Raw genomic sequence first — 19413 nt, 5'->3', positions numbered from 1 at the left:
GCCATGGCACTCGTCACAGACACCCCCCAGCAGCAGGACGCCGGCCGGAAGACACGCGGCACGGCAGCCCGCAACCGGGCCCGCAACGGCGGCCCGCGCATCGGCTCGCACATCTTCCTGCTGATGCTCGTCATCTACTTCATCACCCCCCTCTGGTGGCTGACGGTCGCGAGCACCAAGGACACGGCAGGCCTGTTCGGCGGATCCGGCGGCCCGCTCTGGTTCGACGACGGATTCCACTTCTTCAGCAACCTCCAGGGCCTGTTCGAACGGCAGGACGGCATCTACTGGCGCTGGCTCGGCAACTCGTTCCTCTACGCCATCTCCGGCGGCGTGGGTGCCACTGTCCTGGCGGTCCTCGCCGGCTACGGCTTCGCCAAGTACAACTTCCGCGGCCGGGCCGCCTTCTTCGGCATCCTGCTCGGTGCGGTCATGGTGCCCCTGACGGCGCTCGTCATCCCGACGTTCGTCCTCCTGAGCTCGGTGGGCCTGGTGAACACCATCTGGGCCGTCATCCTGCCGTCGCTGCTCAGCCCCTTCGGTGTCTACCTCATGCGGGTCTTCGCCCAGGAGGCGGTACCCGATGAGCTCCTCGACGCCGCACGGATCGACGGCGCGGGCGAGATCCGCACGTTCTTCCAGATCGCGCTCCCGCTGCTGCGTCCGGCCATCGTCACGGTGCTCCTGCTGTCCGTCGTCGGGACCTGGAACAACTTCTTCCTGCCGCTGGCGGTGCTCAGCGACCCGCTGCTGCTCCCCGTCACCGTGGGCCTGAACGGCTGGCAGGCACTGTCCAACGCCGGCAGCGGCGGCGAGGCCCTGTGGAACCTCATCACCACGGGCGCCTTCATCTCGATCATCCCGCTCATCATCGCCTTCCTCTCCCTCCAGAAGTACTGGCAGGGCGGGTTGTCGCTCGGCTCGCTCAAGTAGCCCGCACCCCGCCCCACCGCACGCCACCCTGAACAGAAAGCAGCTCGATGCAGAACGCACGCCTCACACTCGATCCCTCCTTCACGGTCGGGCGCATCAACCGCAACATCTTCGGCGGGTTCGTCGAACACCTCGGCCGCCACGTCTACGACGGAATCCACGAGCCCGGCCATGCGACCGCCGACGACGAGGGCTTCCGCCAGGACGTCATCGAACTCGTGAAGGAGATGGGCGTCTCGACCATCCGCTACCCCGGCGGGAACTTCGTCTCGGGCTTCCGCTGGGAGGACAGCGTGGGACCGCGCGAGGAGCGCCCCACCCGCCTCGACCTCGCCTGGCACTCCACGGAGACCAACCAGGTGGGCATGCACGAGTTCTCCTCCTGGCTGCGGAAGGTCGACAGCGACCTCATGCTCGCGGTGAACCTCGGGACGCGCGGAACCCCGGAGGCCCTCGAGCTCCTCGAGTACACGAACCTGCCGAAGGGCACCGCACTCGCCGACCAGCGCATGGCGAACGGCCGCCCCGACCCGTTCGGGGTGAAGATCTGGTGCCTGGGCAACGAGATGGACGGCCCCTGGCAGCTCGGCCACCGCTCCGCCGAGGACTACGGCAAGCTCGCGGCCATCACGGCCCGGGCCATGCGCCAGCTCGATCCGTCCATCGAACTCGTGGCCTGCGGCTCCTCGAGCGCCCACATGCCGACCTTCGGCGAATGGGAGCGCGTGGTGCTCACGCACACCTACGACGTCGTGGACTACATCTCCTGCCACGCCTACTACGAGGAGAAGAACGGGGACCTCGGTTCCTTCCTCGCCTCCGCCGTCGACATGGACTCCTTCATCGAGTCCGTCGTCGCGACCGCCGACCACGTGAAGGCCGTCCGCGGCAGCTCGAAGACCATCAACATCTCCTTCGACGAGTGGAACGTCTGGTACATCAGCCGGTTCGAGAACGTCGACAAGATCGAAGGCCTCGACAACTGGCCCGTGGCCCCGCGCCTGCTCGAGGACTGCTACTCGGTGGCCGACGCCGTCGTGTTCGGCAACCTGATGATCTCGCTGCTCAAGCACGCGGACCGCGTCACCTCGGCATCGCTGGCTCAGCTCGTGAACGTGATCGCCCCGATCATGACGGAGCCGGGCGGCCCCGCCTGGCGCCAGACCACGTTCTTCCCGTTCTCCCTCACCTCGAAGCTCGCGCAGGGGTCCGTGCTCGAACTCAAGCTCGACGCCGGCACGTACGAGACCAGCGACTACGGCACGGTGTCCCTGGTGGACGCAGTGGCCACGCACGACGACACGACGGGGGCCACCGCCGTCTTCCTCGTCAACCGGTCCCAGACCGAGGAGACGACCGTGACCATCGACATCGCCGCCCTGAACGGCTTCAGCCGTGTGGAGGCGCAGTCGCTGTACGATACGGACGTATATGCCAAGAACACCCTCGAGGAGCCCGAGCGCGTGACCATGAAGACCAACACCTCAGCGAAGCTCGACGGCGGTGCCGTGACCATCACGCTGCCCCCCGTGTCCTGGACGGCCGTATCCCTCGCATGAGCCCTTCCGAATACAGGATCGAGGGCGGCGGCTACACGGCCGTCGTCCTCGGTCTCGGTGCTGCCGTCCGGGAACTGACCTACGAGGGACGGCCGCTCGTGGTCGGCTTCGGCGCCGACGAGGAGATGCCGAGCTTCCGCGGCGCCTTCGTGGCGCCGTGGCCCAACCGGATCGAGGACGGCCGCTATTCGTTCGACGGCGTCGACCACCAGCTGCACGTCAACGAACCCGAGCGCGGCGCCGCCCTGCACGGACTGGTCTTCGACATCCCCTGGACCCTCGTGGAGCACAGCGCGTCCACCGTGACCCTGGGCTGCACCATCGAGCCGACGGAGGCATACCCCTTCACGCTCGCGCTGCACGCACGCTTCCGTGTCGACCGGGAGGGCTTCCGGACGGACGTCACCGCCCTGAACACGGGATCCCGGCGAGCGCCGTACGGTGTCTGCCCCCACCCGTACCTGGTGGCCGGTCCGTCACCGCTCGACGAGTGGGTGCTCGAGCTCCCCGCCTCGACGGTCCTGACCGTCACGCCCGACCGCCTGCTGCCGGTCGGCAAGGAAGCCGTGGACGGCACGCCCTTCGACTTCCGTTCGGCGCGCGTCCTCGGGGACGTCCGGATCGACCACGCCTTCACCGGCCTCACGTACGACGCCGCCGGCCGGGCCACGGTCCGGGTCACCGATCCGGCCTCCGGCACCGGCGCGGCCATGGTGTGGGACCAGAGCTGCCCCTGGGTGCAGATCCACACCGCGGACCTCCCGAAGAAGCCCGAGAACACACGCCTCGGCCTCGCCGTCGAACCCATGACCTGCCCACCCGACGCCTTCAACTCGGGCGAGGACCTCGTCGTCCTCCAGCCCGGGGAGAAGCACGCGACGGGCTGGACGATCACGGCCCTGTAGCGCCGCCGTCCTGCACCGGGCCGGGTCTCAGGCCCTGGCCCCGGCGGTCTCCCGGCGGACGAGGGCCAGCAGGTCGTCGAGGACGTCCCCCGCCGGCCGGTCGGCATCGAGGAGCGTGAAGGAGCCGAACCCGGGCAGCCTCCGGTAGCCGGCCTGCAGTGCCGCGAGCCCCGCGCGTGTCTCCACGTCGGTGCCGCGCGCCGCGACGCGACGCAGCGCGACGTCGACGGGCAGGTCGAAATGCGCGACGACGTCCGGCGCCGGGAGGATCCGCTCGAGCCACGGCAGGAGCACGCCGCGCGGCAGGCCGCGTGCCTCCCGCAGCGCGAGCTGGCAGGTGAGTCCGCGATCGAGCACGACCACGCCGTCGAAGCGGAGGAGTCGTACTTCGTGGAGAAGGGCATTGGCCACGCGGGCCACGGTCTCCAGCGTGTCCTGCAGGCGGGGTCCCGGCGCCCGGCCCAGCCGCGACCACCACGCCGCCATGGTCCGGCGCCCGGCCGGGGTCTTGAGCATCACCGCACGGTCTCCCCGGTCGGTGATGGCGTGGGTGAGGTCGCGGGCGGCCGTGCTCTTGCCGGACCCGTCGATACCGGTCAGGAGGATGCGCAGGGGAAGAGCCTTCCGTGGAGGATGTACCCGGTTCAACGGAACCCGCACCGGCGCCGTTCCCCGGGTGGCCCCGACGGGTGGTCACGGACCGGGACGGAGCCCGCCGTCGTCGAGCACCAGATGACCCTGCACCGCGTCGCCCCCGCACTGCTCGCCGTTCGGGTACACCCTGGCCGGGAGGACGGTGGTCGTAGAGCCGTTCGTGGACCCGTCCGTCCCCCGGAGGACCACGTCGACGCGGACCTCCTGCTCGGGCAGGTCGAGCTCGGCGAACCCCTGGAGGGTGCCGTCCGGCGTCGGGGAGACGCTGCACGAGTTCGCCTCGGGGCTGCACGTCTCCCCGGCATTCGACGAGCCGGGGGTCAGCACCACCTCGGTGGTGGTGCAGCCGTCCTCGGTGCACGCCGTCAGGTCGAGTCCCGCCCCGACGGCTGCAGGTCCTCCCTCGACGCTGATGGACAGCCCCCCGAGCGCTGCGACCGCTGTGCAGGGGAGCGCTTCCGCCGTGCAGGACGTCGCGGCGAGCACCAGCGCGCACAGGGCTGCCGCCCTCGCGGTCCTGCCGGTCATGGTCCTGCCCCTCCGACCCGGTCGCGAGTGCCGGGCTGGCCGGCCGATGTCCTGCCCCCGAGCCGGGCGAGCAGTCCGCTCTCCTCCGCGCGGGTCAACCCCGACCGGCGCTCACGCCCGAGCCCGCGTCCACGCTCGTCGTCGAGCGTGTCCTCGAGGATCTCCCGGAGGGGCCGCAGGACGCCGCCCGCGGCCCGGAAGGCGGCGTTGCTGCGGCGGCTGAAGCCGCCGAAGTCCTCGGGGAGCCAGAGCGGGAGGGATCGCGGCCCCGCCCAGTACGCGACGCCCTGCTCCACCAGCCATTCCGGTGCCGCCTCGACGACGGCACCGGTGTGACCGGCGACAGGGCGCGCCTGGGCGAGCACCTCCTCGAACGGGTGCGCGTCACCCACGGCGTTGATCGGTCCCGTGGCGCCGGCCCGGCCGGCGCTGATGGTCCAGGCGGCGAGGTCACGGACGTCGATGACCTGCACGTACCGGCCGGAGAGGGTCGGCGCGAGCACGTCGCCGTCCCGGGCCAGGGCGCACCGTGAGACCCAGTAGCCTAACCGGTCGCTCCCGTCGCCGGGTCCTGCGATCAGCCCGGCGCGGACGATCAGCAGGCGGTCACCGACCACCGCCGTCGACGCCCGCTCGCAGAGCACCTTCGCCTGCGCGTAGTCGTCCCCGCCGCCCTCACCCGGCTCGACCAGCGGCGCGGATTCGTCCGCACCTGGGACGTCGTTCGAGGCGTAGACGGAGCAGGAGGAGATCAGGGTCCAGTGGGCGGCCCGTGCTCCGAGCGCATCGAGGGCCGCGGTGACGTGCGCGACGTCCCAGGAGATCTCGATGACCTCGTCCCAGTCCGAGCCCCGGACGGCGTCGTACGCCGTCGCGTCCGATCGGTCCGCAGCGACGAATGCGGCCCCGGGCGGAGGCGGGCCGGCGGTGCCACGGGCGAGGCAGGTGACGTCGTCCCCGCCGCGCACGAGCCGGGTGGCGAGTTCCCTGCCGAGCCACGCGGTGCCGCCCAGGATCAGGACCCGCCTCACGGAGCGCACCCGGCAGGACACCCGGGCGGAGGGCAGGCCGAGGGCGCGCTCGGGTCCGCGGGCCGGCGGAGGGCCATCACCGCCGGTGTGCGCCGGTGGTGTCCGACGCCTCGAGGACCCGCGCCGCGAGATCGCGCGCCTCGCGCAGGCGCTCGGGCGGGCAGGTGCCGACGGGGGGCATCGAGAACCGGGAGGCCCGCCCGTCATCGGGGTCCCCGCGGGGAGCGGGCACCCGCCGGAAGCACAGCCGCGCGAGCACGATGCCGCCCGCGACGACCAGGAGGAGGGGATAGCCGCGGGCGCCCGCGAACAGGGCGAAGAATCCGAGGGAGATGCTGAGGATGCCGAGAGGGAGGAAGAATCTGGTGGTCATCACACGTCCGTCGTCGTTGACTGATTGTGGTGGCACCGATAGTACTCCCTGTGTCCCCGGATCAGTACAGGAGGCGCTGGTACAGCGTGTGGTCCTGCCAGTCCCCGGCGATGCACAGGTAGGACGGCGCCAGGCCGATGACGGTGAACGCGGCCTTCTCCAAAACGGCGATCGACGGCGCGTTGTGCGGCAGGACCGACGCCTGGACCCGGTGCAGTCCGAGGGTGTCGCGCGCGTAGCGGAGCACTTCCCCGAGGGCTGCCGAGCAGAGACCGCGGCCCTGCAGCCGCCGGTCCACCCAGTATCCGACGTGGGCGTTGAGGAAGGGTCCCCGCACGATCCCCGACAGGGTGATCGTGCCGGCGATCCCGTCCCCGGCGGTGAGGACCCAGGGCACGTCGGTCCCTGCAGCCAGGCCGCCGAGCATTCCGGCGATCCGTTCCGCCTGGCCCTCCTCCGTGAAGAAGGCGTCGTCGCGGAGCGGCTCCCAGGGCTCGAGCTGCTCCCGGTTCTGCCGGTAGGCCCGCGCGAGAGCCTCGGCGTCCGACGGTTCGAGGAGCCGCAGGCCTCCTCCGGACGGCAGCGTAGGTCGTGGCACCCGGCAACTGTAGTGCAGGGCGGGGACGAGGAACCGCCACCGCTGCGTGGACTCCGCGTGGTGGCCAGCGGCTCCGCCCGGGGCCGTCGCTCCGGCCTGCCCCTTCCCGCCGGCGGGCCGCACTGGCACACTGTCCGCATGGCCCCGGCACCCGAACCCCGGATCGATGACTACATCGATGCTCTGCCGCCCTGGCAGCAGGAGATCTGCCGAACGGTCCGCCGACTCGTCCACGAGGCGGACCCGGAGGTGGAGGAGACGATCAAGCGCACGCGCCAGCCGTACTTCGTGCTGCAGGGCAACGTCTGCGCGCTGCTCGCCACCAGGGACCACGTCAATGTCTTCCTCTACGACGGCGGTCTCGCCCCCGACCCCCAGGGCATCATCACGGGCGGGCACACCAACTCCACGGGACGGACCGTCGCGGTGTACGAGGACCGGCCCCTCGACGAGGACGCGCTGCGGGAGATCTTCCGGGCCATCATCGCCGACAACCGCGCAGGCGGTTGGCGGACCCTGACGAAGCGTGCAAGCCTAGGCGAATGAGCCTCCAGGACATCCTCACGGACACCGGCGCCGGCAGCATTTCCGCCTACGTGGCGCGCCCCGACGGCCCGGTGCGGGGCGGGCTGGTCCTTCTCCACGAGGTCTGGGGGCTCGTCGGCCACACCCGGGACGTCGCCGACCGCTTCGCGCGGGAAGGCTACGTCGTCGTCGCCCCTGACCTCCTCGCCGACCAGGGCATCACCGAGGAGAGCACCGCCGGCATCGGTGAGGCCATCGCCGGCCCGGACGCGGAGGCTCGCAACCGGGCCCAGCCGAAGCTGCGGGCACTGCTGGCGCCGCTGCAGGACCCCGGGTTCGGTGCGCTGACGACGCAGCGGGTGCAGGCCTGCTTCGAGTTCCTGCACGACGACCCCGAGGTGGCCGGACGCGTGGGGATCACCGGCTTCTGCTTCGGCGGTACGTACAGCTTCTCGCTCGCCGTCCACGAGCCGAGGCTCCTGGCATGCGTGCCCTTCTACGGCCACGCCGACTTCTCCGCCGAGGAACTGGCGCGCATCGAGGCTCCCGTCCTGGCCTTCTACGGGCAGGACGACGGCGGGCTCGTCACCGCGTTGCCGGCGCTGGAATCAGCGATGGCGGAGGCAGGCGTGGACTTCACCGCCACGGTCTACCCCGACGCGGGCCATGCCTTCTTCAACGACTCGAACCGCTTCGCCTACAGGCCCGGGCCGGCAGGGGACGCCTGGAGCCTGGCCCTGGACTTCCTCGCGCGCCACGTTGCCTGAGTCCCCGGCACGCCCGACGGAGGGGAGGGTGCCACCGCACCTCCGGCCCGCCGCCCTGGGCCTGGTCTTCCTGGGCGGTTCCGCGGGGACCCTCGCGCGCTTCGGCCTCGCCGAGGCCCTGCCGGCACCGGCGGGCCTTCCGCTCCCCGTCCTCCTCATCAACCTCACGGGGGCCTTCGCCCTCGGGCTGCTCCTCGAAGTGCTCGCCCGGCGGGGCCCGGACACGGGCGGCCGCCGGGCAGCCCGACTCCTCCTCGGCACGGGCTTCCTCGGCGGCTTCACCACGTACAGCGCGCTCGCCGTCGATTCCGCGGTCCTCGTGGGCGCCGGCCGCGCCGTCGAGGGCATCGCCTACCTCGTGCTGTCCGTCCTGCTGGGACTGGCGGCGACGGCAGTGGGCATCGCCGTGGGCAGCCGGACCCGCCCACCGGGCGCGCGGGGGGGGGCGCCGTGAGCGGAGGACTCGTGCTGGTGCTCGGCGTCGCGGGCGGGCTGGGCTCGGTGGCGCGCTTCCTGCTCGACGGCGCCCTCCGCGCGCGCGTCAGCAGTACCGTCCCCGCCGGCACCATGGCCGTCAACATCAGCGGCTCCTTCCTGCTCGGGCTCCTGACCGGACTCGTCCTCGCAGCAGCCCTTCCGCCCGCGTGGACGCTCGTGGGCGGTACGGGATTCCTCGGCGGCTACACCACCTTCAGCACGGCGAGCAACGAGACCGTGCGGCTGCTCCAGGCCGGCCGTGTCTGGCCCGCGGTGCTGTCGGGTGCGGGAACCGCGGCGGCGGCGCTCGCTGCAGCGGGGGCGGGACTGTCGATCGGACTGCTGGCCGCCTGAGGTGCAGCCTCGGGCGACGGCTCCCGCACGGCCCGTCCATCAGGTGCGGCCCGTCCATCAGCTGTGACCCGTCCTCGCGGCCGGGCAGGCTCGAGGGCCACCCTCCACGATGCCCCTTGACACCACCGCCGGAACGGGGACGATCGATCCACAGGGTCGCACAGGCGGCCCGACAGGAGGAGGATCCCGTGGGAACGATCGACGACGAGGCAGCCCTGACGATCTCCCTGGTGGGAGACCTCGCACCCGGTACCGACGCGACGGTGCAGGTACCCGGCGAGATGCCTCCCGGGGTGCCGTTCGACCCTCTCGGGATGCCGGCCTCGACCCGCCCCGGTGCCATCGGCCTCCCGGACTACGCGGATGTCGCGGCCCTGCGCGCCGGTGACTCGGTCCAGACCTTCGTCGCGGTGCCGGACGGAGACCCGGAGGCCGAGCTGCCGGGCTTCCTCGACTCCGGGAGCGGTGGGGGAGACGGCGGCGGGGACTGAGCGAACCGTCCTCAGCGTCGGGCGATGACGAGATGGCGGACGCCGTCGAGCGTCAGGACCTGGCGCTCACCCTGATCCGTGAGGCACAGGAGGACCGCGGTGCAGGTGGGGCACCTCAGCACCATGCCCGGAGCCCGCGCGTAGAGCAGGGCGGTCGCCAGGGGTGCGGACGATCCGCAGCCGTCGCACGTGCAGTCGGCGCTCGTGAGGTCGGCGACGAACTGCTCGAGGGCGCCCGCGAGGGCATTGCCGTCGAGGTGGTCCTGGTCCGGGGAGTGCTGCTGCTGGTCGTCCATCCCTATCCTCCGTATCGTTCGGTGCGGATGCGGCCGGCGTCGTGTCCGTCCTCCACGAGCCACGAGGCGACGGACTCGACGAATCCCGTGGAGCCGCAGATGTAGATGGCCGGATGGTCCTCGGGCGGGAAGCAGGCGGCGGTGACGGCGTCCCGCGTGAGCCGCCCGACGGGCCTGCCGTCGGGCGCGGCACGGGTGTAGGCGACGTCGATGGTGACCTGCGTGTCCTCCTGTCCGAGGACGGTGAGTTCACCGCGGTAGAACACGCTCCCGGGGTCCCGGACGGAATACAGCAGGCGCGCCGGCACCACCGAGCGGGCCTCCGCATGGGATCGGAGCATCGCCATGAGGGGGACGATGCCCGATCCTCCGGCGATGAGCTGCAGCGGGCCTCCGAGGTCCGGGGTCCACGTGAACCAGCCGCCCACGGGACCGCGGACCTCGAGCCGGTCCCCCACGGACAACTCGGTGACGAGGTAGGGGGAGACCTCCCCGTCGTCGAGCTCCTCGACCGTCAGCTCCAGTTCGTGGGGCGGCACCCACGCCGCTACCGAGTACGAGCGCACGGCCTGGTAGCCGTCCTCGGCAGTGAGCCGCAGGTCCACGTGCTGACCCGGCACACCCGTCACCGCGTCGGGGAAGCGGAGCCGCAGCGTACGCGCCGTCGCCGTCTCGGGCCGGGCGGCGCTGACCTCTGCCGCTTGCCACGTCCGCCTCACCAGTAGCGATCCTCGCGCCACGGGTCCCCGTACATGGAATATCCGTTGGTCTCCCAGAAGCCCGGGAGGTCCTGGTCCATCAGTCGGATGCCGCTGACCCACTTGGCGCTCTTCCAGAAGTAGAGGTGGGGTACGAGCAGCCGGGCCGGCCCGCCGTGCGCGGCAGCGAGCGGCTCGCCGTCGAACTCGTGGACGAGCCACGCCTTCCCGTCGAGGAGGTCCCCGAGCGGGATGTTCGTCGTGTAGCCGCCGTACGAGTGCACCATCGTGTGGTCGGACCCGGATTCGACGTCCTCGAACAGCGTGTCGAGGGAGACGCCGCGCCAGGCGGTACCGAACTTCGACCAGTGGGTCACGCAGTGGATGTCCGTGGTGACGTCCTCCTGGGGCAGGGCCTGCAGCTGTTCCCACGTCCACTGGTGCGTCCGGCCCTGGCCGGCCGCGATCTGGAATGTCCAGTCCGCCCGGAGCACGCGGGGTGTGGGGCCGGCGGACATGACGGGGAAGCTGTCGGTCGCGTACTGGCCCGGCGGGAGGTTCACGTCCCTGGTCCGCCGCCTGCCCGCGAAGCCTGAGGTCGGTATTGCCATGCGGTACTCCCGCCTGAGGAAGGACGCCGGTTCGGCGGTAGGAGAAACGTATGCCAGCCGCCCGGCACTGTCCAGAGCAGTCACGCGGACGCCGGAAGGGCGGACTAGGGTTGAACGGTGCCCGAGGAGACCTTCGACCTGCGCGCCATCGCCGTGGGAGCCTACGGCCCCTCGCTGCTCTACGGGGTGGCCACGGGCGCGATCCTGCCCGTCATCGCGCTGACGGCTCGCCAGCTGGGCGCCGACCTCGCGACGGCCGCCCTGGTCATCACGCTCTCCGGCATCGGATCACTGGTCACGAACGTCCCTGCAACCCTGATCGCCACGCGCTTCGGCGAGCGGAAGGCCCTGGTGGGCGCCGCCCTGTGGTGCGCGGCGGCGATGTTCCTCGCGCTCACGGCACCCACCCTGCCGGTGTTCGCTGCTGCCGTCTTCATGGTCGGGATGGCCGGCGCAGTGTTCGGGCTCGCGCGGCAGAGCTACCTGACCGAGGCCGTGCCGCCGTACTTCCGCGCGCGGGCGCTCTCGACGCTCGGCGGTGTCACCCGCATCGGGGTCTTCGTGGGTCCCTTCGCCGCAGCCCTCGCCATGAGTACCCTCGGGCTGGACGGCGCGTACTGGGTGGGAGGAGTGGCGAGCCTCGCCGCTGCCGCCCTCAGCTGGCGTGTCCCGGAACTCGACGCACCGGCCCGGAGGCCGCTCCCTGCACAGAACGCGGTCGGAGCCGCCCTGGCACCGCCGCCGGCCCCGACGGTGCGCTCCGTCATGCGCAGCCACCGGCGGATCTTCGTCACGGTCGGCATCGGGGTGCTCCTCATCGCGGCAGTGCGGGCCACGCGCCAGGCGGTGCTGCCCCTGTGGGCGGAGAACATCGGCCTCGACGCCTCGGCGACGGCACTGATCTACGGGCTCTCGGGCGCGATCGACATGCTGATCTTCTACCCCTCGGGCAAGGTCATGGACGTCAAGGGCCGCCGGTGGATCGCCGTGCCGTGCATGCTCATCATGGGGACGGCCCTGACCCTGCTGCCCCTCACCGCGGATGCCGTGGGCCTGCTGCTCGTGGCCCTGCTCATCGGCTTCGGGAACGGGATCGGGTCCGGCATCGTCATGACGCTGGGAGCCGATCTGTCCTCGACACCGGGCCGTCCCCAGTTCCTCGGGATCTGGCGCCTGCTCACCGACGCCGGCACCATGGCCGGGCCGGCGCTGCTCTCCCTCGTGACGGCGCTGGCCACGCTCTCGGCGGGGATCTGGGTGACGGCGGCCCTCGGTTTCGTCGGTGCCGGGGTCCTCTGGTACTGGATCCCGCGCGCCGCCCCGGGGTCGGCGGAGCCGGCCTCCCGGGTCTGACCCCGGCGGTGGGGCACCAGGCCGGGGCGCTGGACGGGGAGAGCTGCTGGTCGATCGACACGTGCGGCGTCCAGACATCCGTCACCCGGGCGAGTTCGTCGTCGATGGTCGTCCTGTCGATGTCCATGGACCCGGTGTGCAGCATCGTTCACCATCCCGTGCGGTGCTCCGGGCGGTCAGCGCCTTCCGCGCCGGGCGATGGCACGCGCGGCGAGGACGACGCCTGCCGAGGCGGCGACCCACGGGCCGCCGACGATGATCGGATCCATCCACTGATGCTTGGTGTCCGCGCGTCCCGTGCCGAAGCGGGACGCGAGGCCGTGCCGGCGTCCCTCCGCCAGCACGCCCGTCTCCGTGATGGGGTTGTCGGGACGCAGCGTGGCGAATGATGCCGCGTGGGAACCCCATGCGTCCACGCGGTCACCGAGCAGGAGCAGGAGCCAGTGCGCGGCGCGGCCCTCGCTGTACCGGTAGGCATAGCGCCGGATGCTGCCGGAGACGCCCTTCAGGGGAGCGCTCGTCCCGAAGGCCGGGGTCAGCCGGCTGTGCTCGACCGACCGCTCCCGGCCCTCTCCGCCCGGCTGCTCCTCGGGGTAGTCCCAGTGCGCCCCGGTCCCGGCCGGGTCGAACACCTCCCGCGGGAACGACGGTCGGTCCTTCGGGTCGAGGTCCGCGCCCCAGCCGGGGATCCGGGCGCGCAGTGCCTCGGGGGTGGGGATGTCCCTGGACTTGTTCGCGACATAGGGCGTGGACGGCGTGGATGACGACACGGTGATCTCCTAGCTGGGGTTCGCGATGACGAGTGTCTTGATGCAGTTGTCGAGTTTCGCCGAGAACATGTGGTAGCCCTCGGCGATGTCCTCGAGGGGTATCCGGTGCGTGACGATGTCGCTGGGCTTGAGGTAGCCGTTCTGGATGTGCTCGAACAGGCGCGGCCACTGGCGTTTCACCGGCGTCTGGTTCATGCGCAGGGTGAGCCCCTTGTTCATGGCGTCGCCGAACTTCACGGCGCTGAACAGGGGCCCGTAGGCTCCGACGACGGACACGGTGCCACCCTTGCGCACCGCATCGATGGCCCAGTTCAGGGCGACGGGGGAACCGGCCTGCAGTTTGAACTTCGAGGAGGTGACGTGCTGGAGGAAGTTGCCGTCGGCCTCCGCCCCGACGGCGTCGATGACGACGTCCGCGCCCAGGTAGTCGGTGGTCTTCTTCATCTCCACCACGATGTCGTCGTACTCGGCGAAATTGTAGGTCTCCGCGTGCGCGAACGTGCGGGCCTTCTCGAGCCGGTACTCGAGGTGGTCGACGACGATCACGCGCCCCGCTCCCATCAGCCAGGCAGACTTCGCCGCGTACAGGCCCACGGGGCCGGCGCCGAACACCACCACGGTGTCGCCCTCGACGATGTCCCCGAGCTGCGCGCCGAAGTACCCGGTTGCCAGGGCGTCGGTGAGCAGCACCGCGTCCTCGCTGTCCAGCCAGTCGGGGATGATCGCGGGTCCGACGTCGGCGAAGGGCACGCGGACGAACTCCGCCTGGCCGCCGTCGTACCCGCCGGTGGTGTGCGAGTAGCCGTAGATGCCGCCCACCGCCGTCGCGTTCGGGTTCACGTTGTGGCAGTTCGAGTACAGGCCGCGCGCGCAGAAGTAGCACGACCCGCAGTAGACGTTGAAGGGGACCATGACGCGGTCGCCGCGCGTGAGGTTCCGGACGGAGGGCCCCACCTCCTCGACGACGCCGATGAACTCGTGCCCGAACGTGGTGCCCACGCGGGTGTCCGGCATCATGCCGTGGTAGAGGTGAAGGTCGGAACCGCAGATGGCAGCCGTGGTGACCCGGACGATGGCGTCGTTCGGGTGCTCGATCCTCGGCATCGGCTTCTCTTCGACGCGGATCTTGTAGGGCCCGCGGTACACCATGGCTTTCATCGTCCGCCTCCTTCGTCGCTGGTCCGGCCAGCGTCGCACCGTCGCGGCGGCGCATCAACGGTCCGGTGGCGGAGGGAAACGGGGTGCGGAGGAGCCGGCGGGGTGCTACGCCTGCTGCTGTGCCGTCACCCGGGCCTGCGCCGCGAAGAGCCATCCCGCGGCGGCCGAGAGCGTGAAGCCGACGCCGACGATCCAGGCGAGCCCCCACCAGAAGAACAGGGGTACGTTCGCCGTGCCGGGTTCGGGTGCCGGCCCGATCGCCTGCACGGAGAAGTACAGGGCCGCCGACAGCGCGAGGCTCCCGAGCCCGAGCACCCAGCACGCCACGAGCCAGCTGCGGGCCGACCCCCAGTGCGCGCCGAACCCCTGCCAGTTGTTCCAGGTGTCGCCGGTCCGCATGATGATCAGCCCGCCGACCAGGGTCCAGGTCCCGACGACGAGGAGCGCCGCCACCACGTCGGCGGGCCGGTGCCAGAGGTTGATGAAGGTGGCCGCCCCGGCGAGGACGGAGTACGACCCGCCCGCCGCTGCGGCGAAGGGACGCCAGCGCGGTGTCGCGATGACGAACACGGCCGCGGCGGCGGACGCCGCCAGCGTCGTATGCCCTGACGGTAATGAGTTGAAGGCGAGCGTCGCGACGCCGCGGTCCGGCCGGTCGAACACGACGTTCTTCAGGAGCTGCGTGGTCAGGTTCGACGCCAGGATCACGGCGACGGCGATGAGCGCGGCCGCATACCTCCGACGCCTCAGGGCGACGAAGAGGATGGCGGCGGCTGCGGCGATCACGGAGATGGTGGGGAGCGTGTCCAGGAAGCGCAGGAAGGGACCCTGGGTGTCCGGCGCCGCGACTCCGGCCTCGCGCCACGCGGACTCGTCGGCGAACTGGCCCGTGGTGGTGCGCACGAACGCCCAGTAGGTCCAGCCCAGCGCGCTCGCGCAGGCCACGGCGGCCAGCACGAACAGCAGGGGTGAGCGTGCTGCCCGTGCCTGCCCGGTAGAGGTTCGCTGCGACGTCATCGACCCAATCGTTCCATACGATCCTGCGAGTCCCGTAACCGTCCCGTGACCTCCGGCCGGGACCGCACCTCCCGTAACCTGAGGTCGTGCACACCCCTCCGCCTACCCCACCGCCTGCCCCGCCGACGCCTCCGACGTCGCCCCTGCCGCTGCCCGGTCCGGCGGAGGTGGCCGGGTCGGCGCGCGTGGTCTCGGTGCCCATGCGGGTGAAGTTCCGGGGCGTCCTCCAGCGTGAGGCGCTCCTGGTGCGGGGGCCGGCGGGATGGGGCGAGTTCTGCCCTTTCCCCGAGTACGACGACGCCGAGTCCGCCCCGTGGCTCGCGTCCGCGATCGAGGCGGCCTGGCACGGCTTCCCCGAACCCCTCCGGACGTCGGTGCCGGTCAATGCCACGGTGCCGGCGGTCGGACCGGACGCCGTGGAAGGCGTGCTCTCCCGCTTCGGAGCGGTGGACGCCGTCAAGGTGAAGGTCGCGGAGAAGGGGCAGGATCTCGCGGCCGACGTCGCCCGCGTCGCGGAGGTGCGCAGGCTCCTCCCGGAGGTCGGGATCAAGGTGGATGCCAACGGTGGCTGGGACGTCGGGGAAGCCCTGGCCGCGCTCGACGCGCTGGCCCGCTTCGACCTGCAGTACGTGGAACAGCCCGTTCCGGACATCGCAGGCCTGCGGACCGTGCGGTTCGAACTGCGCCGCCGCGGACACCGGGTGCTGGTGGCCGCCGACGAGAGCGTCCGCCGGCAGGACGATCCGCTGCGCGTCGCCCGCGAGGACGCGGCTGACATCCTGGTCATCAAGGCCCCGCCGCTCGGCGGGGTCCGGCGTGCCCTCGACATCATCGGACGGGCGGGCCTGCCCGCCGTCATCAGTTCCGCCCTGGACACCTCCGTCGGGATCCGGGCCGGCGTGGCCCTGGCGGCCGCGCTGCCGGACCTCCCCTATGCCTGCGGCCTCGCGACGGTGTCGCTCATGGCCGGTGACGTCACCGACGCCCCCCTGGTGCCGCACCTAGGGCGGATCGGGGTACGGGAGGTCGAGGTCTCCGAGGAGAAGCTGCACAGGTTCGCCGCCGCCCCCGACAGGAGGCAGTGGTGGCTGGAACGCCTGGACCGGGCCTACGCCCTCCTGGCCGACGGATCGCGGGAATCCCGCGGCTGACAGGACGACACGCGAAAATCACACGGCGGAAATACGGGCACAACACGAGCGGGCTAGGTTAGATCGTCAATGGTCTTGTGAGAGGAACAAAACCTTGACAACTTCGGACTCCCTGCCACACCCCGTCGTCGGGCTGACGTCCTACCTCGATTCCGCCGTGACAGAGGGTTGCGGAACGATCGAGGCGGCATTCCTGCCCCAAAACTATCTCGCGCCCGTACTCGCCGCCGGCGCCATCCCGGTGCTGCTCCCTCCGCAGGGGACCGACGGCGGTGTGCTCGAGCACCTGCTGCCGAGGCTCGACGGCGTGATCGTGGTCGGAGGCTGGGACATCGATCCAGCACGCTACGGCGCCGAACCGCACGCCGAGACCGATCGTCCGCACCTCCTGCGTGACGCGTGGGACTCCGCCGTGGTGCGGGAGGCGGTCCGGACCGACCTGCCCCTGCTGGGGATCTGCCGTGGCGAGCAGATGCTCAACGTGGCGCTCGGGGGTTCACTGCACCAGCACCTGCCCGACCTCGTGGGCGAGGGGACGTACCAGCTGGGGGACCACCGCTTCAACGCCATCCCCGTGGACCTCCGCCCCGGTTCGCACGTCGCCCGGGTGGTGGGCGGCACGCGCGTCGAGGCGGTGCCCGTCTCCCACCACCAGGCCGTGGACCGGCTGGGGCTCGGCCTGCAGGCTGCGGCGTGGAGCGACGACGGCGTCATCGAGGCGATCGAACTCCCGCAGAACCGTTTCTGCATCGGGGTCCAGTGGCACCCCGAACAGAGCCCCACCGAGACAGCGCTGTTCGACGCCTTCGTGCAGGCCGCCCGGGAACGGCAGCTGGGCCGGACACTCCCGCTGCATCTGGACGGAGCCTTCCAGGAGATGGGCCTGCCGGCCGGCTGAGCAGCCACCCGGGCGGGGGATGCCTGTTCGATCGCCGTTCACCCGGCGTTCATCGGCCCGCACCATGGATGTTCAGGTGTCCTCGGAAGGGTGGAGGCGAACCCGTTCGCCCCTGGAAGAGGTACCACCCATGACTGAAACCACGCGCCGCCTGCTGCCCATGCTCGGCCACACCAAGGGGAAGCGCAGTGCCGTCACCTGCGCACTCAAGTGTGACAATGCGTGTTCCGACGCCGTCTGCAACACCTCCGCCAACAACTACTTCCGGGACATCGTCTCGAGTGAGTTCTCGCGCCGGAGCGCACTCGGTGCCGGTGCCGCAGGTGCGCTGACGCTCCTCGTCGGTATGCAGACCGGAGCAGGCTCGGCCCAGGCCGCGCCACCGCCCGGCAAGGGCTACCTCAAGAGCAACCTGCCGTTCGACGCCATCGCGCCCGTCGATGCCCTGGTCGACGACATGACGGTGCCGCAGGGCTACGGCTGGAAGCCGGTCATCCGCTGGGGCGATCCGCTGTTCAGCGCGTCTCCTGCATTCGACGCCGAGAACCAGACCGCCGCCGCGCAGGCGCTGCAGTTCGGGTACAACTGCGACTACACGGACATCCTCGAGGTCGAGGGCAGCAAGGGGCGCCGTGCGGTGCTCTTCGCCAACCACGAGTACACGAACGAGACCATCATGGTTCCGCCGACCCTGCCCGCCGCCGAGGTCCGCGGCATCGGCAAGGCGGCGCACGGACTGTCCGTCGTCGAGCTCGAGCGCAAGAACAAGAACAAGCCGTGGTCCTACGTCCAGGGCGCTCCGCTGAACCGCCGCTACCTGACCACCACCCCGTACGAGGTCACAGGCCCCGCCGCAGGCTCCGACCTGCTCAAGACCAAGGACGACCCCGCGGGCCGCAGCATCCTCGGCACCCTCGGCAACTGCGCCGGCGGCACCACGCCCTGGGGCACCATCCTCTCCGGCGAGGAGAACTTCAACGGCTACTTCGTGGCCACCGGCACCAGCGACGGTGACCGCCGCTACGGCATCACGAACCGCCCGACCGCACGGGGCTGGGAGATCGACGAGCCGCGCTTCGACACGCGGAACGCCGGCTACGAGAACGAGAAGCACCGCTTCGGCTACATCGTCGAGGTCGATCCCTTCGATCCGACCTCCACGCCCAAGAAGCACTCCGCGCTCGGACGCTTCAAGCACGAGGGCGCCAACGTCACCGTCGCCTCGGACGGCCGGGTGGTGGCGTACATGGGCGACGACGAGCGCTTCGACTACCTGTACAAGTTCGTCTCGAAGAACAAGGTCCAGCCCGGCACGAGCGCCGCTGCGCGCAAGGCCAACATGACGCTGCTGAGCGAGGGCTCGCTCTACGTCGCGCGCTTCCAGGGCAACTCCGTGGCCGAGATCAACGGCACCGGCACGCTGCCCTCCGACGGCGCGTTCGACGGCGTGGGCGAGTGGCTTCCGCTGCTCATCGACAACCGGTCCGTCGTTGCCGGCATGACGGCCGCCGAGGTCGCCGTCTTCACGCGCCTCGCCGCCGACAGGATGGGCGCCACGAAGATGGACCGCTGCGAGGACGTGGAGCCCAACCCGGCCACGGGCAAGGTCTATGTCGCCTGCACCAACAACACCAACCGCGGCGTCGGCTCGAACGCCCCCGCGGACGAGGCCAACCCCCGCACGCAGAACCGGGACGGCCACATCGTCGAGCTGTCGGAGGCGGGCGGCAACGCGTCCGGAACCCGGTTCACGTGGAACCTGCTCCTGGTCTGCGGCGATCCGGCCCGCAACCCGACCACCTACTTCGGGGGCTACCCGAAGGACAAGGTCTCGCCCATCTCCTGCCCGGACAACGTGGCCTTCGATTCCCAGGGCAACCTGTGGATCTCCACCGACGGCCAGCCCAGCACGGTGGGCTTCAACGACGGCCTGTTCAAGGTGGGCCTCGAGGGCGCCGAGCGGGGCCGCGTGCAGCAGTTCCTCGCGGTGCCGCGGGACGCCGAGACCTGCGGTCCGGTGATCCACGACCAGGACGGCAGCGTGTTCGTCGCTGTACAGCACCCCGGCGAGGACGGGAACTGGGCGGCCCAGACCTCCTACTTCCCCGACTACGTACCGGCAGGTACACGGCCGGGCAGGGGCGAGGCCGCCCTCCCGCGGCCGTCCGTGGTGCAGGTCTACCGGGCGTAGCGGCCTCGCGAGCTGGCCGGGGTCCGGGCTGATCGCACGTACCGGATCCCGTCCTGGGGGAGGGATCCGGTGCGT

The 19413-nt window shown here is 71.1% G+C and carries 23 protein-coding genes; 12 read left to right on the top strand and 11 right to left on the bottom strand.

Features of this window, described 5'->3' with window-relative positions; genetic code table 11:
- Nucleotides 1-3: 3 nt before the first annotated feature.
- Genes ACX80L_RS01790 through ACX80L_RS01780 form a run of 3 tightly spaced genes read left to right on the top strand, consistent with a single transcriptional unit; the run spans nt 4 to nt 3397 of the window.
- On the top strand, nt 4-933 hold the full coding sequence (locus ACX80L_RS01790) for a carbohydrate ABC transporter permease (protein WP_459267279.1): 930 nt from the start codon (nt 4-6) through the stop codon (nt 931-933).
- A gap of 47 nt (nt 934-980) precedes the next feature.
- Nucleotides 981-2492, top strand: coding sequence for an arabinosylfuranosidase ArfA (gene arfA, locus ACX80L_RS01785; RefSeq protein ID WP_208740385.1), 1512 nt, complete (start codon nt 981-983; stop codon nt 2490-2492).
- The gene (locus ACX80L_RS01780) at nt 2489-3397 is read left to right on the top strand and encodes an aldose 1-epimerase family protein (protein ID WP_459267278.1); all 909 of its coding nucleotides are present in this window, start codon (nt 2489-2491) and stop codon (nt 3395-3397) included. The genes arfA and ACX80L_RS01780 overlap by 4 nt, the downstream gene beginning before the upstream one ends.
- Before the next feature lie 27 nt (nt 3398-3424).
- On the opposite strand, the gene ACX80L_RS01775 is transcribed toward ACX80L_RS01780, so the two are convergent.
- From ACX80L_RS01775 to ACX80L_RS01755, 5 genes are all read right to left on the bottom strand, one after another.
- Nucleotides 3425-4045 (bottom strand): AAA family ATPase, encoded by a 621-nt coding sequence (locus ACX80L_RS01775; protein WP_459267277.1) that lies wholly within the window; start codon nt 4043-4045, stop codon nt 3425-3427.
- Between the two features lie 45 nt (nt 4046-4090).
- Nucleotides 4091-4579, bottom strand: coding sequence for a hypothetical protein (locus ACX80L_RS01770; protein ID WP_459267276.1), 489 nt, complete (start codon nt 4577-4579; stop codon nt 4091-4093).
- Nucleotides 4576-5610, bottom strand: a complete 1035-nt coding sequence (locus tag ACX80L_RS01765) for an NAD-dependent epimerase/dehydratase family protein (RefSeq protein WP_459287295.1) — start codon at nt 5608-5610, stop codon at nt 4576-4578. The genes ACX80L_RS01770 and ACX80L_RS01765 overlap by 4 nt, the downstream gene beginning before the upstream one ends.
- 76 nt (nt 5611-5686) lie before the next feature.
- The gene (locus tag ACX80L_RS01760) at nt 5687-5983 is read right to left on the bottom strand and encodes a hypothetical protein (protein WP_459267274.1); all 297 of its coding nucleotides are present in this window, start codon (nt 5981-5983) and stop codon (nt 5687-5689) included.
- 61 nt (nt 5984-6044) lie between these two features.
- Nucleotides 6045-6581 carry a GNAT family N-acetyltransferase gene (locus ACX80L_RS01755; RefSeq protein ID WP_459287293.1) on the bottom strand — a complete coding sequence of 179 codons (537 nt, stop codon included), beginning with the start codon at nt 6579-6581 and terminating at the stop codon, nt 6045-6047.
- 138 nt (nt 6582-6719) lie between these two features.
- Here ACX80L_RS01755 and ACX80L_RS01750 point away from each other — a divergent pair, with 138 nt between their 5' ends.
- From ACX80L_RS01750 to ACX80L_RS01730, 5 genes are all read left to right on the top strand, one after another.
- On the top strand, nt 6720-7127 hold the full coding sequence (locus tag ACX80L_RS01750; protein WP_459267272.1) for a DUF1801 domain-containing protein: 408 nt from the start codon (nt 6720-6722) through the stop codon (nt 7125-7127).
- A complete protein-coding gene (locus tag ACX80L_RS01745) occupies nt 7124-7873 on the top strand; it encodes a dienelactone hydrolase family protein (protein WP_459287291.1) in 750 nt (249 codons plus the stop codon). The genes ACX80L_RS01750 and ACX80L_RS01745 overlap by 4 nt, the downstream gene beginning before the upstream one ends.
- Nucleotides 7874-7901: 28 nt before the next feature.
- On the top strand, nt 7902-8327 hold the full coding sequence (locus ACX80L_RS01740) for a fluoride efflux transporter FluC (protein WP_459287289.1): 426 nt from the start codon (nt 7902-7904) through the stop codon (nt 8325-8327).
- A complete protein-coding gene (gene crcB / locus ACX80L_RS01735) occupies nt 8324-8704 on the top strand; it encodes a fluoride efflux transporter CrcB (RefSeq protein WP_459287287.1) in 381 nt (126 codons plus the stop codon). Before ACX80L_RS01740 ends, crcB begins: the two co-directional genes overlap by 4 nt.
- A 188-nt stretch (nt 8705-8892) precedes the next feature.
- The gene (locus tag ACX80L_RS01730; RefSeq protein WP_459287285.1) at nt 8893-9195 is read left to right on the top strand and encodes a hypothetical protein; all 303 of its coding nucleotides are present in this window, start codon (nt 8893-8895) and stop codon (nt 9193-9195) included.
- Between the two features lie 11 nt (nt 9196-9206).
- On the opposite strand, the gene ACX80L_RS01725 is transcribed toward ACX80L_RS01730, so the two are convergent.
- Genes ACX80L_RS01725 through ACX80L_RS01715 form a run of 3 tightly spaced genes read right to left on the bottom strand, consistent with a single transcriptional unit; the run spans nt 9207 to nt 10800 of the window.
- Entirely contained in the window at nt 9207-9491 is a 285-nt protein-coding gene (locus tag ACX80L_RS01725; RefSeq protein ID WP_133081103.1) for a DUF6510 family protein, read from the bottom strand.
- Between the two features lie 2 nt (nt 9492-9493).
- Nucleotides 9494-10210: a ferredoxin reductase gene (locus ACX80L_RS01720; RefSeq protein WP_459287283.1), complete on the bottom strand. Its 717-nt coding sequence runs from the start codon at nt 10208-10210 to the stop codon at nt 9494-9496.
- Nucleotides 10207-10800 carry a sulfite oxidase-like oxidoreductase gene (locus tag ACX80L_RS01715; protein ID WP_459287281.1) on the bottom strand — a complete coding sequence of 198 codons (594 nt, stop codon included), beginning with the start codon at nt 10798-10800 and terminating at the stop codon, nt 10207-10209. The genes ACX80L_RS01720 and ACX80L_RS01715 overlap by 4 nt, the downstream gene beginning before the upstream one ends.
- A 117-nt stretch (nt 10801-10917) precedes the next feature.
- Here ACX80L_RS01715 and ACX80L_RS01710 point away from each other — a divergent pair, with 117 nt between their 5' ends.
- Nucleotides 10918-12153 (top strand): MFS transporter, encoded by a 1236-nt coding sequence (locus ACX80L_RS01710; RefSeq protein ID WP_459287279.1) that lies wholly within the window; start codon nt 10918-10920, stop codon nt 12151-12153.
- Nucleotides 12154-12329: 176 nt separating this feature from the next.
- On the opposite strand, the gene ACX80L_RS01705 is transcribed toward ACX80L_RS01710, so the two are convergent.
- From ACX80L_RS01705 to ACX80L_RS01695, 3 genes are all read right to left on the bottom strand, one after another.
- On the bottom strand, nt 12330-12923 hold the full coding sequence (locus ACX80L_RS01705; protein ID WP_133081099.1) for a hypothetical protein: 594 nt from the start codon (nt 12921-12923) through the stop codon (nt 12330-12332).
- Between the two features lie 9 nt (nt 12924-12932).
- Complete coding sequence (locus tag ACX80L_RS01700; protein ID WP_459287277.1) at nt 12933-14081, bottom strand: zinc-dependent alcohol dehydrogenase; 1149 nt, start codon at nt 14079-14081, stop codon at nt 12933-12935.
- A 105-nt stretch (nt 14082-14186) separates the two neighbouring features.
- On the bottom strand, nt 14187-15098 hold the full coding sequence (locus ACX80L_RS01695; RefSeq protein WP_459287275.1) for a phosphatase PAP2 family protein: 912 nt from the start codon (nt 15096-15098) through the stop codon (nt 14187-14189).
- A gap of 86 nt (nt 15099-15184) precedes the next feature.
- Here ACX80L_RS01695 and ACX80L_RS01690 point away from each other — a divergent pair, with 86 nt between their 5' ends.
- From ACX80L_RS01690 to ACX80L_RS01680, 3 genes are all read left to right on the top strand, one after another.
- The gene (locus ACX80L_RS01690; protein ID WP_459287274.1) at nt 15185-16249 is read left to right on the top strand and encodes an o-succinylbenzoate synthase; all 1065 of its coding nucleotides are present in this window, start codon (nt 15185-15187) and stop codon (nt 16247-16249) included.
- A 94-nt stretch (nt 16250-16343) separates the two neighbouring features.
- Entirely contained in the window at nt 16344-17147 is an 804-nt protein-coding gene (locus tag ACX80L_RS01685; protein ID WP_459287272.1) for a gamma-glutamyl-gamma-aminobutyrate hydrolase family protein, read from the top strand.
- A 130-nt stretch (nt 17148-17277) separates the two neighbouring features.
- A complete protein-coding gene (locus ACX80L_RS01680) occupies nt 17278-19338 on the top strand; it encodes a PhoX family protein (RefSeq protein WP_459287270.1) in 2061 nt (686 codons plus the stop codon).
- Nucleotides 19339-19413: the final 75 nt, after the last annotated feature.

It is taken from the genome of Arthrobacter sp. MDT1-48-3, assembly GCF_054511015.1.
The sequence above is the reverse complement of the archived record's forward strand: the minus strand, read 5'-3'. Positions and strand labels throughout refer to the sequence as shown.